General features: G+C 66.1%; 14 protein-coding genes. 7 read left to right on the forward strand and 7 right to left on the reverse strand.

All coding sequences use genetic code 11. The annotated features are described in order from the left end of the window. Positions 1–15 precede the first annotated feature (15 nt). The 7 genes from kdpB to OKW35_RS03690 all read right to left on the reverse strand — a co-directional run bounded on the left by kdpB (position 16) and on the right by OKW35_RS03690 (position 6,681). Positions 16–2,127, reverse strand: a complete 2,112-nt coding sequence (kdpB, locus tag OKW35_RS03660) for a potassium-transporting ATPase subunit KdpB (RefSeq protein ID WP_429551262.1) — start codon at positions 2,125–2,127, stop codon at positions 16–18. Between the two features lie 92 nt (positions 2,128–2,219). Further along, positions 2,220–4,025: a potassium-transporting ATPase subunit KdpA gene (kdpA, locus tag OKW35_RS03665; RefSeq protein ID WP_184059372.1), complete on the reverse strand. Its 1,806-nt coding sequence runs from the start codon at positions 4,023–4,025 to the stop codon at positions 2,220–2,222. After that, positions 4,022–4,114, reverse strand: coding sequence for a K(+)-transporting ATPase subunit F (gene kdpF, locus OKW35_RS03670; RefSeq protein WP_013088901.1), 93 nt, complete (start codon positions 4,112–4,114; stop codon positions 4,022–4,024). The genes kdpA and kdpF overlap by 4 nt, the downstream gene beginning before the upstream one ends. Continuing rightward, positions 4,114–4,224 carry a hypothetical protein gene (locus OKW35_RS03675; RefSeq protein WP_018419977.1) on the reverse strand — a complete coding sequence of 37 codons (111 nt, stop codon included), beginning with the start codon at positions 4,222–4,224 and terminating at the stop codon, positions 4,114–4,116. Before OKW35_RS03675 ends, kdpF begins: the two co-directional genes overlap by 1 nt. Before the next feature lie 180 nt (positions 4,225–4,404). Further along, complete coding sequence (locus OKW35_RS03680; RefSeq protein WP_429551263.1) at positions 4,405–5,379, reverse strand: quinone oxidoreductase family protein; 975 nt, start codon at positions 5,377–5,379, stop codon at positions 4,405–4,407. Positions 5,380–5,425: 46 nt separating this feature from the next. Beyond that, positions 5,426–5,815: a methylglyoxal synthase gene (locus OKW35_RS03685; RefSeq protein WP_013088898.1), complete on the reverse strand. Its 390-nt coding sequence runs from the start codon at positions 5,813–5,815 to the stop codon at positions 5,426–5,428. An 86-nt stretch (positions 5,816–5,901) separates the two neighbouring features. After that, complete coding sequence (locus tag OKW35_RS03690) at positions 5,902–6,681, reverse strand: SDR family oxidoreductase (protein ID WP_090803723.1); 780 nt, start codon at positions 6,679–6,681, stop codon at positions 5,902–5,904. A 216-nt stretch (positions 6,682–6,897) separates the two neighbouring features. Here OKW35_RS03690 and upp point away from each other — a divergent pair, with 216 nt between their 5' ends. The 7 genes from upp to rlmH all read left to right on the forward strand — a co-directional run bounded on the left by upp (position 6,898) and on the right by rlmH (position 13,203). Then, positions 6,898–7,548, forward strand: a complete 651-nt coding sequence (upp, locus tag OKW35_RS03695) for a uracil phosphoribosyltransferase (protein WP_026225693.1) — start codon at positions 6,898–6,900, stop codon at positions 7,546–7,548. A gap of 595 nt (positions 7,549–8,143) precedes the next feature. Beyond that, positions 8,144–8,872 carry a YebC/PmpR family DNA-binding transcriptional regulator gene (locus OKW35_RS03700; RefSeq protein ID WP_018419973.1) on the forward strand — a complete coding sequence of 243 codons (729 nt, stop codon included), beginning with the start codon at positions 8,144–8,146 and terminating at the stop codon, positions 8,870–8,872. A 104-nt stretch (positions 8,873–8,976) separates the two neighbouring features. Further along, on the forward strand, positions 8,977–10,260 hold the full coding sequence (purD, locus tag OKW35_RS03705) for a phosphoribosylamine--glycine ligase (RefSeq protein WP_184059377.1): 1,284 nt from the start codon (positions 8,977–8,979) through the stop codon (positions 10,258–10,260). Between the two features lie 292 nt (positions 10,261–10,552). Next, entirely contained in the window at positions 10,553–11,476 is a 924-nt protein-coding gene (gene hemF / locus OKW35_RS03710) for an oxygen-dependent coproporphyrinogen oxidase (RefSeq protein WP_184059379.1), read from the forward strand. Positions 11,477–11,519: 43 nt separating this feature from the next. Next, a complete protein-coding gene (locus tag OKW35_RS03715; protein ID WP_221307877.1) occupies positions 11,520–12,242 on the forward strand; it encodes a nicotinate-nucleotide adenylyltransferase in 723 nt (240 codons plus the stop codon). A gap of 4 nt (positions 12,243–12,246) precedes the next feature. Further along, positions 12,247–12,696: a ribosome silencing factor gene (gene rsfS, locus OKW35_RS03720; RefSeq protein ID WP_429406851.1), complete on the forward strand. Its 450-nt coding sequence runs from the start codon at positions 12,247–12,249 to the stop codon at positions 12,694–12,696. Between the two features lie 36 nt (positions 12,697–12,732). Beyond that, positions 12,733–13,203 carry a 23S rRNA (pseudouridine(1915)-N(3))-methyltransferase RlmH gene (gene rlmH / locus OKW35_RS03725; protein WP_008919684.1) on the forward strand — a complete coding sequence of 157 codons (471 nt, stop codon included), beginning with the start codon at positions 12,733–12,735 and terminating at the stop codon, positions 13,201–13,203. Positions 13,204–13,239 lie beyond the last annotated feature (36 nt).

Here is a 13,239-nt window from a genome sequence, read left to right on the forward strand (position 1 = left end):
ACATGGTCACTGCGCTCAAACCCAGCCGAACGCGGCGAGCACCATATCGATCAGCTTGATGCCGATGAACGGCACGATGATCCCGCCAAGGCCATAGATCAGCAGATTGCGGCGCAGCAGGATCGCAGCACCGAGAGCGCGATAGCGCACGCCCTTCAGCGCCAGCGGAATCAGCAGCACGATGATCAGCGCGTTGAAGATCACCGCCGACATGATTGCCGAGGTCGGCGTCGCCAGATGCATCACGTTCAGCGCGTTCAACGCCGGATACGTCGACGCGAACGCGGCCGGGATGATCGCGAAGTACTTGGCGAGGTCGTTGGCGATCGAGAATGTGGTCAACGACCCGCGCGTCATCAACATCTGCTTGCCGATCTCGACGATCTCGATCAGCTTGGTCGGATTCGAATCGAGGTCGACCATATTGCCGGCCTCTTTTGCCGCCTGCGTGCCGGTGTTCATCGCGACCGCGACGTCGGCCTGCGCGAGCGCGGGCGCGTCGTTGGTGCCGTCGCCGGTCATCGCGACCAGACGCCCTTCGGCCTGATGCGCGCGAATCGTCGCGAGCTTCGTTTCGGGTGTCGCCTCGGCAAGGAAGTCGTCGACGCCCGCTTCGGCCGCAATCGCGGCGGCGGTCAGGCGGTTGTCGCCCGTCACCATCACGGTCTTGATGCCCATCTTGCGCAGCTCGGCGAAGCGCTCCTTGATGCCGCCCTTCACGACGTCCTTCAACTCGATCACGCCGAGCACGCGCGCGCCCTGCTCGCCTTTCTCGGCGACCACCAGCGGTGTGCTGCCGCGTCGCGCGACATCGGCGACCGCGTTGCTGACTTCATTCGGGAAACGGCCGCCGTTCGCTTCGACATAGTGCTTGACCGCATCGGCCGCGCCCTTACGGATTTCACGGTTCGGCGCCCCGGAGGAAGTCCCCTGGGGGGAGAGATCGACGCCGCTCATGCGGGTCTGCGCGGTGAACGCGAGAAACACCGCATGCAGCGAGGCCATATCGCGCTGACGGATATTGAAGCGCTGCTTCGCGAGCACGACGATGCTGCGGCCTTCCGGCGTTTCGTCGGCGAGCGACGACAGCTGCGCGGCATCGGCAAGCGCCTCTTCGGTCAGACCCGGCGCGGGCAGAAACTGCGACGCCTGGCGGTTGCCGAGCGTGATCGTGCCGGTCTTGTCGAGCAGCAGCACGTCGACGTCGCCGGCCGCTTCGACGGCACGGCCCGAGGTCGCGATCACGTTCGCCTGCATCATGCGGCTCATCCCGGCCACGCCGATCGCCGACAACAGGCCGCCGATCGTCGTCGGGATCAGACACACGAGCAGCGCGGCGAGCGCGGTGATCGTCACCACGTGGCCCGCTTTCGCGGCTTCGACGGAGAACATCGAGAACGGCAGCAGCGTCGCGGTGGCGAGCAGCATCACGATGGTCAGCGCGACGAGCAGGATGGTGAGCGCGATTTCGTTCGGCGTCTTCTGACGCTTCGCGCCTTCGACCATCGCGATCATGCGGTCGAGGAACGCCTCGCCCGGATTGGCCGTGACGCGCACGACGATCCAGTCCGACAGCACCCGCGTGCCGCCCGTCACCGACGAAAAGTCGCCGCCCGACTCGCGGATCACCGGCGCCGATTCACCGGTGATCGCCGATTCGTCGACCGAAGCGACGCCCTCGATCACTTCGCCGTCGGCCGGGATCACGTCGCCGGTCTCGACCAGCACGACGTCGCCACGGCGCAGATCGGTCGCGGTCGTGATGCGGATCGGCGACTTCGGATGCGGCTCGTTGAGCTTCTTCGCCATCACGTCTTTCTTCGCGCTGCGCAGCGACGCGGCCTGCGCTTTCGAGCGGCCTTCGGCGAGCGCCTCCGCGAAGTTCGCGAACAGCACCGTGAACCACAGCCACAGCGTGACCGCGAGGATGAAGCCCGCGGGCGCCTCGGCCTGACCGCCGAGCGCGGCGATCCACAGAATGGTCGTCAGGATGCTGCCGACGTACACGCAGAACATCACCGGGTTGCGAAACTGCGTGCGCGGCGTGAGCTTTTTAAAGGAGTCCACGATCGCCGGGCGCAGCAGCGCCGGGTCGAACATGGACCGGGTAGCGTTATGTTCAGTCATTGAATCCTCGAATGTCCGTGGGCGCTTGCAGGCTTGCGGCGTGCAAGCGCCTGTTCGGTCGTTGGCTCGCGGCCGTGGGTCACTGCCGTGGGTCAGTGCGCGCCGATCATCATCAGTTGCTCGACTCCGGGACCGAGCGCGAGCGCCGGGACATAGGTCAGCGCGCCGACCAGCAGCACCGTGCCGAGCAGCAGCACGACGAACAGCGGTCCGTGCGTCGGCAGCGTGCCGCCGGTGACGGCGATGCGCTTCTTCGCGGCGAGCGAACCGGCGATCGCGAGCACCGGCACGATCGTGCCGAAGCGGCCGAACCACATCGCGATCGCGGTGAGCCAGTTGTAGAACGGCGTATTCACCGTGAGACCCGCGAACGCGCTACCGTTGTTGTTCGCCGCCGAGCTGAACGCATAGAGGATCTCGGAGAAGCCGTGTGCGCCAGGGTTTGCGATGCCGGCCTTGCCCGCCTCGCTGAGCACCGCGATCGAGGTACCCACCAGCACGAGCAGCGGCGTGAGCAGCACGACGATCGACACCATCTTCATCTCGTAGGCCTCGATCTTCTTGCCGACATATTCAGGAGTACGCCCGATCATCAGTCCCGCGACGAACACCGCGAGCAGCGCGAACACGAGCATCCCGTACATGCCGGAACCGACACCGCCGAAGATCACTTCGCCGAGCTGGATCAGCAGCATCGGATACAGGCCGCCGAGCGGCGTCAACGAATCGTGCATGTTGTCGACCGCGCCGCACGAAGCCGCCGTCGTCGCGACCGTGAAGATGCCCGACTGCGCGATGCCGAAGCGCGTTTCCTTGCCCTCCGCATTGCCGCCCGCCTGCAGCGCGTTCGCCGACTGGTCGATGTTGAGCGCCGTGAACGCGGGATTGCCGCTCTGCTCGGCGCTGATCTCGCCGAACACGCAAACGCCGAACGCGATCGTCATCGCCGCGAGCACCGCGACGCCCTGCCGCCGGTCGCCGATCACGCGGCCGAACACGAGCGCGAGCGCCGCCGGGATGATCAGGATCGAGATGATCTGTACGAAGTTCGAGAACGGCGTCGGGTTTTCGTACGGATGCGCGGAGTTGCCGTTGAAGAAGCCGCCGCCGTTGGTGCCGAGCATCTTGATCGCTTCCTGCGACGCGACCGGGCCCATCGCGATGGTCTGCGTCTTCACGGGCGTGTCGAGCGTCACCGGATCGCCCTTCGCGTCCTTCACCGGATTGCCTTGCGCGTCGAGCTTCGGCGCGGCGTAGGTGGTGGTCTGCAGCGTCGGCACCTCCTGATATGCCTTGAAGTTCTGAATCACGCCCTGACTCATCAGCAGTGCGGCGATGATCGCCGCCATCGGCAGCAGGACGTACATCGTCACGCGCGTGATGTCGACCCAGAAGTTGCCGATCGTCTTCGCCGTATGACGCGCGAAGCCGCGCATCAACGCGAACACGACGACGATGCCGGTCGCCGCCGACAGGAAGTTCTGCACGGTCAGGCCGAGCATCTGCGTCAGATAGCCGACGGTCTGCTCGGGCGTGTAGTCCTGCCAGTTGGTGTTGGTCACGAAGCTGACCGCGGTGTTGAAGGCGCTGTCGACCGACATCGCGCCGAACTGCTGCGGATTGCCGGGCAGCCACCCTTGCACGCGCAGCAGCACGTACAGGAACGCCGCGCCGAGCACGTTGAACGCGAGCGTGGCGACCGCGTAGTGCCTCCAGCCCATTTCCGCCGCTGGATCGACGCCCGCGATACGGTAAAGCAGCCGTTCGAGCGGCGCGCCGAAGCGCACCACGCGCGAACTGCCGTCCATCACGGCGCCGAGATAGCTCGCCATCGGCACCGCGGCGGCCAGTAGCACGACAATAAAAAGACTCGCCTGCAGGACATCGTTCGTGTTCATTCAATGTCCTCCGCGCGCAGCAGCGCATACACGAGATATACGAACAGCAGCGCGGTGGACGCGCCGGCCAGCCACAGCATCCAGGTCATCAGCGCGCTCCTTGTCCGCGGCGCAACTGCATCAGCTTCTCGCAGCCGCCAATCAGCCCAAAGGTCAGCAAGGCAAACAGCGCCAGGCCCCCGACATACAGCACATCCATTCTCGTTCTCCATTCACGGACTTTGGATGGATAGAACGGTATGCCGATCGGCCTAAAGGGCTGGTCAAAGATCGTGGGGTGCGCGTAAAAATCGCGTAAACGGACAAGGCCGTTTCATCTCGCGATGAAACGGCCCTGATGGATGACGTGCAGCGCAGCCCGAGGCCATGCTGCCACTTTTTATGGCAGCATGATCGTCGACCCCGTCGTGCGGCGCCCTTCGAGGTCCGCATGTGCCTGCCCGACGTCCGGCAGCGCATAGCGCTGATTGATGCTCGTCTTGACCTTGCCCGAGCTCAGCACGTCGAACAGCTCGGCCGACATCGCCTCGTAGTCGCTGCGTTTCGCCATATAGGTGAAGAGCGTCGGTCGTGTAAAGAACAGCGAGCCGCGCCCCGCGAATTCCGACGAATCGATCGGCGGCAGCGGACCCGACGCGTTGCCGAAGCTCACGAACAGGCCGAGCGGCGCGAGACAGTCGAGCGACTTTTCGAAGGTGTCCTTGCCGATCGAATCGTAGACGACCGGCACGCCCGCGCCGTTGGTGATCTCGCGTACGCGCTTCGTGAAGTTCTCGCGCGTATAGACGATCGCGTGATCGCAGCCGTGCGCTTTCGCGATCTCGGCTTTCTCGTCGGAACCGACCGTGCCGATCACCGTCGCGCCGAGCGCCTTCGCCCACTGGCACACGAGCAGGCCGACGCCGCCCGCTGCGGCCTGAATGAGGATCGTGTCACCGGCCTTCACGCGATACGTGCGGCGCAGCAGATATTGCGCAGTCAAGCCTTGCAGCATCACCGACGCGGCCTGCTCGTCGCTGATCGCATCGGGCAGCTTGACGACCAGCGCGGCCTGCAGCACGCGCTCCTGCGCATACGCGCCGGGCGGCCGCGCGACGTACGCGACGCGATCGCCGACCTTCAGACCGGTCACGCCCGAGCCCACCGCGCTGACCTCGCCGGCCGCTTCCATGCCGAGCCCTCCCGGCAGCGGCAGCGGATACAGACCGGTGCGGAAATACACGTCGATGTAATTGAGGCCGACCGCCGTCTGGCGAATGCGGATCTCGCCCGCGCCGGGCTCGCCCACCTCGACGTCGACCCATTTCATGACTTCGGGGCCGCCGGTTTTGTCGAAACGGATTGCCTTGACCATCACGTCTCCTTCATCTGTATGGATGTGGGTGCGGCGACGCGCGCGCTCACGCCTCGCCGGACAGGCGCAGCGTCAGCACGTCGAGCACCATGCGGGCGGTCGAAATGTTCGTCGCGCACGGAATGTTGTGCACGTCGCACGCGCGCACTAGCGCGTTGATGTCCGGCTCGTGCGGCTGCGGCGTCATCGGGTCGCGCAGGAAAATCACCATGTCGACGCGCCCTTCGGCGAGCTGCGCGCCGATCTGCAGGTCGCCGCCGTGCGGGCCCGACAGCATGCGCTCGACCGTCAGGCCGTGCGCGTCGCTGATGCGTCCGCCGGTCGTGCCAGTTGCGACGATCTCGCAGCGCGCGAGCGTGTCGACGTATTCGCCGGCCAGTTTGACGATGTCGTCCTTCTTGTGATCGTGCGCGATCAGCGCTATGCGGGTGCTCATGACGTAAGACTCCTCAAACCCTTGTGACTATCGTTGTTGTGATGTGACGGGTGTCGTTCGCGCGCGGCGGCTCGGTACGTGCCTGCTCAGTACGTACCGGGATAGGCGCCGCCGTCGATCAACCAGTTCTGCCCGGTGATGTAACCCGCGTGCGTGCTGCACAGGAACGCGCAGGCGCGGCCGAATTCTTCGCGATTACCGAAGCGGCCGGCGGGGATCGTCTTCATGCGCTGCTTGCGCGCTTCGTCGATCGAAATGTTGTGCGTCTTCGCCTGCGCCTCGAATGTGACCGCGATACGGTCGGTATCGAACAGGCCCGGCAGCAGGTTGTTGATCGTCACGCCGGTCGGCGCGACCTTGCGCGCGAGCCCCGCGACGAAACCGGTCAGGCCGGAGCGCGCGCCGTTCGACAGGCCGAGCACGTCGATCGGCGCCTTCACCGCCGAGCTCGTGATGTTGACGATGCGCCCGAAGCCGCGCGCGCTCATCGTGTCGATGGTCTGACGGATCAGCTCTATCGGCGTCAGCATGTTGGCTTCGAGCGCGCGGATCCAGTCCTCGTGCGTGAAGTTGCGGAAATCGCCCGGCGGCGGTCCGCCCGCGTTGTTGACGAGAATGTCCGGCTGCGGGCAGGCCGCGAGCGCGGCCGCGCGCCCTTCAGGCGTGGTGATGTCGCATGCGACGGTCTTCACCTCGACGCCGCTCTGCTTGCGGATCGCCTCGGCGGTCGCTTCGAGCGTTTCGGCGGTGCGCGCGACGATCGTCAGGTCGACGCCTTCGGCGGCGAGCGCTTCCGCGCAGCCGCGTCCCAGACCTTTGCTCGCCGCGCAAACCAGCGCGCGGCGTCCTGCGATTCCCATGTCCATGTGTATGCCCTCGTGGCGAAGTTTCCCCAGATTCTAGAAGAATCGGTGCCGGACTGTGCCGCGTCGCTACAATCTCAGGTATCGCCGGGCGGTACTCTTTCGGTAAACTCGCGCGGTGGCGCGCTTTTCCACCGTTCGTCCGACCTTCGAGCGCGGACTGAGCCAACGGATGAGCGCGCCGAACCGATCCACCTTGCCGCCGCGCGCGAGCCCGCCATGACCCAGGACAGCCGTTTCCCCAATCTCTTCATCCTCGATCACCCGCTGATCCAGCACAAGCTGTCGCACATGCGCGACCGGGACACGTCGACGCGCACGTTCCGCGAACTGCTGCGCGAAATCACGCTGCTGATGGGCTACGAAATCACCCGCAACCTGCCAATGACCACGCGCCGCATCACCACGCCGCTCGTCGAGATCGACGCGCCGGTGATCGCCGGCAAGAAGCTCGCGATCGTGCCGGTGCTGCGCGCGGGCGTCGGCATGTCGGACGGCCTGCTCGAGCTGGTGCCGTCGGCGCGCGTCGGCCATATCGGCGTGTATCGCGCGGAGGATCATCGGCCGGTCGAATACCTGGTGCGGCTGCCGGACCTCGAAGACCGCGTGTTCATCCTCTGCGATCCGATGGTCGCGACCGGCTACTCGGCCGTGCACGCGGTCGATGTGCTCAAGCGCCGCAACGTGGCGGCCGAGAACATCATGTTCCTCGCGCTCGTCGCCGCGCCCGAGGGCGTGCAGGTGTTCCAGGACGCGCACCCGGACGTCAAGCTGTTCATCGCGTCGCTCGATTCGCATCTGAACGAGCATGCGTACATCGTGCCGGGCCTGGGCGACGCGGGCGACCGGTTGTTCGGTACGAAGAACTGACGCGCCGGGGGCCAGCGGGGTGGCCTGGCGATGCCGCCGCCCCGGAACCGGCCCCGCTTTCGCCCGCATCCGGCCCTCCCGGCGACACATCCGCGCCGCCTCCATTCATTTTCGCGTCGATTTCATGGCATTTGCGGCCGGTTTCGCGGCGCGGCCCCCTCTGCCGCACCCTCGCGGCATGATAAAATTCGAATCCGCTCGACGGAGCGCCTCGACCCGCACGATCACTCGCACCACCGCCTGCAATTTCGACTGGCGCCCCGCGCTTTCGCATCAGGTCATGCGGCGCCTGGCCGCGCAAGCTGCGCCGCTCCGCCGCGTTGCCGCCCTGCGGCTCCGCCTGGCCGGCCGATCATGCACGAACCGGCACGAACACCTACCGGCGGGCAAGCGCGGAACGACGCGCGGGAACGGCCAGGCTGAGATCGGCGGCACAGGTGGCCGCCTCGACGGGCCAACACGAGCGACAAGCACGAGCGGCCGGCAGCCTTTCACCTGACGGATTGACATCGAGGCGCAACACGCGAGGCGCCCGACATCGCAACGACAATTGCACTATGCGTGCGCCCCGCTGGCGCGCGCGACGGAGAAAAGTATGGCGGGTCATTCGAAATGGGCCAACATCAAGCATAAGAAAGCAGCGGCCGATGCCAAGCGCGGCAAGGTGTGGACGCGGCTCATCAAGGAAATCCAGGTTGCGGCCCGTCTGGGCGGCGGCGAAATCGACTCGAACCCGCGTCTGCGGCTCGCGGTCGACAAGGCGTACGACGCCAACATGCCGAAAGACAACATCAACCGCGCGATCCAGCGCGGTGTCGGCGGCGCGGACGGCGCGAACTACGAGGAAATCCGCTACGAAGGCTATGGCATCGGCGGCGCGGCGGTGATCGTCGACACCATGACCGACAACCGCACCCGCACGGTCGCGGAAGTGCGTCACGCGTTCTCGAAGAACGGCGGCAACATGGGCACCGACGGCTCGGTGTCGTTCATGTTCGATCACGTCGGCCAGTTCCTGTTCGCTCCCGGCACCGCCGAAGACGCGCTGATGGAAGCCGCGCTCGAAGCGGGTGCCGACGACGTCGTGACGAACGAGGACGGCAGTATCGAGGTGCTGTGCCCGCCGAACGATTTTTCGAAAGTAAAGGCTGCACTCGAAACGGCGGGCTTCAAGGCCGAACTGGCCGAAGTCACGATGAAGCCGCAGACCGAAGTCGAATTCACCGGCGACGATGCCGTGAAAATGCAGAAGCTGCTCGACGCGCTGGAAAATCTGGACGACGTGCAGGAAGTCTATACAAACGCGTCGATCGCCGGCGAGTGATGGCGCGCCGGGCTCTGGCATCGTTTGCCCTTGCTGTTGATGGTTTATTGCACGGCTGAGCACACCGCTCGGCCGTTTATGGTTTTCAAGTCTCGGGGATTCACATGAAGTTACTCGTCGTCGGTTCCGGCGGTCGCGAACATGCGCTGGCATGGAAGCTCGCGCAATCGCCGCGGGTCCAGCTCGTCTACGTCGCGCCGGGCAACGGCGGCACCGCTCAGGATGAGCGTCTGCTCAACCTCGACATCACCGAGCCGGCCGCGCTCGCTGATTTCGTCGAAAAAGAACAGATCGCGTTCACGCTGGTCGGGCCGGAAGCGCCGCTCGCGGCAGGCATCGTCAACCTGTTCCGCTCGCGCGGTCTGAAGATCTTCGGGCCGACCAAAGAGGCCGCCCAGCTCGAAAGCTCGAAAGATTTCGCCAAAGCGTTCATGAAGCGCCACGGCATCCCGACGGCCGAGTACGAAACCTTCGCCGACGTCGCCGCCGCGCACGCGTATCTGGACGCCAAGGGCGCGCCGATCGTGATCAAGGCCGACGGCCTCGCCGCCGGCAAAGGCGTGGTGGTCGCGCAAACGCTGCAAGAAGCGCACGCCGCGGTCGACATGATGCTGTCGGACAACAAGCTCGGCGACGCCGGCGCGCGCGTCGTAATCGAGGAGTTCCTCGCCGGCGAGGAAGCGAGCTTCATCGTGATGGTGGACGGCAAGCACGTGCTCGCGCTCGCGTCGAGCCAGGATCACAAGCGTCTGCTCGACGGCGACCAGGGCCCGAACACGGGCGGCATGGGCGCCTACTCGCCCGCGCCGATCGTCACGCCGCAGCTGCATGCGCGCGTGATGCGCGAAATCATCCTGCCGACCGTGCGCGGCATGGAGAAGGAAGGTATCCGCTACACCGGCTTCCTGTACGCGGGCCTGATGATCGACGCGCAAGGCAACCCGAAGACGCTCGAATTCAACTGCCGGATGGGCGACCCCGAAACGCAGCCGATCATGGCGCGTCTGAAAGGCGACTATTCGAAAGTGGTGGAACACGCGATCGCCGGCACGCTCGACACCGTCGAGCTCGAATGGGACCGCCGCACCGCGCTCGGTGTCGTGCTCGCCGCGCACAACTACCCGGACACGCCGAGGAAGGGCGACCGCATCAACGGCATTCCCGCCGAAACCGCGGATTCAGTCACGTTCCACGCCGGCACCACGCTGACGGACGGCAAGCTGACCACCTCGGGCGGGCGCGTGCTGTGCGTCGTCGGTCTCGCGGATTCGGTGCGCACCGCGCAGGCGGCCGCGTACCACACGATCAACCAGATCGCGTTCGACGGCATGCAGTACCGCCGCGACATCGGCTATCGCGCGCTCAACCGCAAGCACGACGGCAAGTAAGCTTCGCTAGCGCTGGACGCCGTGCGGGCGGCGCACTGCCGGTGCCACAGGCGCCGCCGTGCGGGCACGTTACACGACGCGCGCTACACTGAATCTGTCCCGCTCGTCGCGGCAGACGGGCCCGGAGCCCGCGAATCGACTGAAGCGGCAAGCCGCCTCTGATGTTCGCCTCCGGCAACCAGGCAATCCGAACCAGCGGTCCAGGTTCGCAGAGACCCGGCGCGAACGCGGCCATCGCTTTCTTTCGAAGAACCCGCGGCACGACGAGCGTGCCGCCCCAGCACCTGCATTCATGAGCAATTCGAGCTACGACGCACAAGCCGTGCGCAGCTGGCTGCAAGGCCTGCAATCGCATATCGCGGACACGCTCGGCGCCTTCGACGGCTCCGCGTTCGCTACCGACGCGTGGCAGCGCGCGCCCGGCGAGAAGCTGCGCGGCGGCGGCGTCACGCGGATTCTCGAAGGCGGCCAGTTCTTCGAGCGCGCGGGCATCGGCTTCTCGGACGTCGCGGGCGACGCGCTGCCGGGCTCGGCAAGCGCCGCGCGGCCGCAACTGGCCGGGCGCGGCTTCGAGGCGATGGGCGTGTCGCTCGTGCTGCATCCGCACAATCCGCACTGCCCGACCGTGCACATGAACGTGCGCCTGCTCGTCGCGACGAGGGAAGGCGAAGAACCGGTGTTCTGGTTCGGCGGCGGCATGGACCTGACGCCCTACTACGGCTACGAAGAGGACGCCCGGCAGTTCCATCAGGTCTGCCGCGACGCGCTCGCGCCGTATGGCGCGGATCTGTACCCGCGCTTCAAGCGCTGGTGCGACGAGTACTTCTTCCTGAAGCACCGCAACGAGCCGCGCGGCATCGGCGGGATTTTCTTCGACGATTTCTCGGTGCCGGGCTTCGAGCAATCGTTCGCGATGCTCAAAAGCGTCGGCGAAGGCTTTCTCAAGGCGTACCTGCCGATCATCGAGCGGCGCCGCGACACGCCGTACGGCGAAGCCGAGCGCGCGTTCCAGGCTTACCGGCGCGGCCGCTACGTCGAGTTCAATCTGGTCTTCGACCGTGGCACACTGTTTGGGCTGCAGAGCGGCGGACGCACCGAATCGATCCTGATGTCGATGCCGCCCGTGGCGAACTGGCGCTACGACTGGCACCCCGAGCCGGGCACGCCGGAAGCGCGTTTGTACAGCGATTTCCTCGTGCCGCGCGAGTGGGTATGACGCGCCACCTGTCTCGCTTACGGTCACGACAAAGGACCCTCACCTGAAGCCGAACGCTCACCCTGTCGCCCTGCCTCGCCGGATCGGTCTGCTGGGCGGCACATTCGATCCGATCCACGACGGCCACCTCGCGCTTGCGCGGCGGTTCGCCGACGTGCTGCGGCTGACCGAACTGGTGCTGCTGCCGGCCGGCCAGCCGTGGCAGAAAGCCGACGTGTCGCCCGCCGAACATCGGCTCGCGATGACGCGCGCGGCGGCCGCGTCGCTCGCGATCCCCGGCGTGACGGTACGCGTCGCGACCGACGAAATCGAGCACGATGGCGCGACCTACACGGTCGAGACGCTGCAATGCTGGCGCGAGCGCGAAGGCGACGACGCATCGATCACGCTGCTGATCGGCGCGGATCAACTGGTGCATCTCGACACATGGCGCGACTGGCGGCGCCTGTTCGAGCTCGCGCATATCGGCGCGGCCACGCGGCCCGGCTTCGACCTCGCGTCGGTCGCCCCCGCGGTCGCCAAGGAAATCGCCGCGCGCCGTGCGCGCGCCGACGTGCTGCAGGCCACACCCTGCGGCCATCTGCTGATCGACACGACGCTCGCGTTCAACGTATCGGCCACCGACATTCGCGCGCATCTGCGCGAGCAGGTCAACCAGCGGCTCGCCCACGCGGGTGCGGGCGGCACAAGCCAGGATCGGGCCGCGAGTCACGTCCCCGCCGCGGTGTGGGACTATATTCTTCAACATCATCTGTACCACCGGTAACTCCATGGATATTCGCAAACTGCAACGCGTAATCGTCGACTCTCTCGAAGACGTCAAGGCGCAAGACATCAAAGTGTTCAACACCAGCCACCTGACCTCGCTGTTCGATCGCGTGATCGTCGCGAGCGGCACGTCGAACCGGCAAACCAAGGCGCTCGCGTCGAGCGTGCGCGAAGGCGTGAAGGAAGCCGGCGGCGAGATCATCAGCACCGAGGGCGAGGATATCGGCGAATGGGTGCTGGTCGATTGCGGCGACGCGATCGTGCACATCCTGCAGCCGGCGCTGCGCCAGTACTACAACCTCGAGGAAATCTGGGGCGACAAGCCGGTGCGCATCAAGCTGTCGACGCCGAATCCGTTCGGCGGCGCGCGCGCAAGCGAGCCCGACGACGAGGAAGACGAGGAAGTGCCCGCCGCGAAGCCCGCGCGCAAGACCACGGCGCGCCGCAAGTAAGCGGGCCGTGTCGGGCACAGCGCTACTGTCCTCGCGATGAAACTGCATATCCTCGCCGTCGGCCACAAGATGCCGGACTGGATCGCGACCGGCTTCGACGAATACGCGAAACGCATGCCGCCCGAGTTGCGCATCGAACTGCGCGAGATCAAACCGGAGCAGCGCTCGTCGGGCCGTTCGGCCGAAAGCGTGATGGCCGCCGAACGGCAGAAGATCGAAGCCGCGTTGCCGAAGAACGCACGCATCGTCGCGCTCGACGAACGCGGCAAGGACTGGACCACGATGCAGCTCGCGGGCGCGTTGCCGGGCTGGCAGCAAGACGGCCGCGACGTGGCCTTTCTGATCGGCGGCGCGGACGGGCTCGATCCCGAGCTGAAGGCACGCGCCGATATGATGCTGCGCGTGTCGAGCCTCACGCTGCCGCACGCGATGGTGCGCGTGCTGCTGGCCGAACAGCTTTATCGGGCGTGGACCATCACGCAAAATCATCCGTATCATCGCGCGTAGGCGCTGGAGCCTTGCGCGGCGACGCCTGGCAACGAT

The sequence above is a fragment of the Paraburkholderia sp. MM5477-R1 genome (genome assembly GCF_050436385.1).
GTDB classification, from domain to species: Bacteria; Pseudomonadota; Gammaproteobacteria; order Burkholderiales; family Burkholderiaceae; genus Paraburkholderia; species Paraburkholderia tuberum.

Coding starts and splice junctions, on each gene's coding strand:
- kdpB (WP_429551262.1), bottom strand. CDS start 2,127: ATGACTGAACATAACGCTACCCGGTCCATGTTCGACCCGGCGCTGCTG.
- kdpA (WP_184059372.1), bottom strand. CDS start 4,025: ATGAACACGAACGATGTCCTGCAGGCGAGTCTTTTTATTGTCGTGCTA.
- kdpF (WP_013088901.1), bottom strand. CDS start 4,114: ATGACCTGGATGCTGTGGCTGGCCGGCGCGTCCACCGCGCTGCTGTTC.
- OKW35_RS03675 (WP_018419977.1), bottom strand. CDS start 4,224: ATGGATGTGCTGTATGTCGGGGGCCTGGCGCTGTTTGCCTTGCTGACC.
- OKW35_RS03680 (WP_429551263.1), bottom strand. CDS start 5,379: ATGGTCAAGGCAATCCGTTTCGACAAAACCGGCGGCCCCGAAGTCATG.
- OKW35_RS03685 (WP_013088898.1), bottom strand. CDS start 5,815: ATGAGCACCCGCATAGCGCTGATCGCGCACGATCACAAGAAGGACGAC.
- OKW35_RS03690 (WP_090803723.1), bottom strand. CDS start 6,681: ATGGACATGGGAATCGCAGGACGCCGCGCGCTGGTTTGCGCGGCGAGC.
- upp (WP_026225693.1), top strand. CDS start 6,898: ATGACCCAGGACAGCCGTTTCCCCAATCTCTTCATCCTCGATCACCCG.
- OKW35_RS03700 (WP_018419973.1), top strand. CDS start 8,144: ATGGCGGGTCATTCGAAATGGGCCAACATCAAGCATAAGAAAGCAGCG.
- purD (WP_184059377.1), top strand. CDS start 8,977: ATGAAGTTACTCGTCGTCGGTTCCGGCGGTCGCGAACATGCGCTGGCA.
- hemF (WP_184059379.1), top strand. CDS start 10,553: ATGAGCAATTCGAGCTACGACGCACAAGCCGTGCGCAGCTGGCTGCAA.
- rsfS (WP_429406851.1), top strand. CDS start 12,247: ATGGATATTCGCAAACTGCAACGCGTAATCGTCGACTCTCTCGAAGAC.
- rlmH (WP_008919684.1), top strand. CDS start 12,733: ATGAAACTGCATATCCTCGCCGTCGGCCACAAGATGCCGGACTGGATC.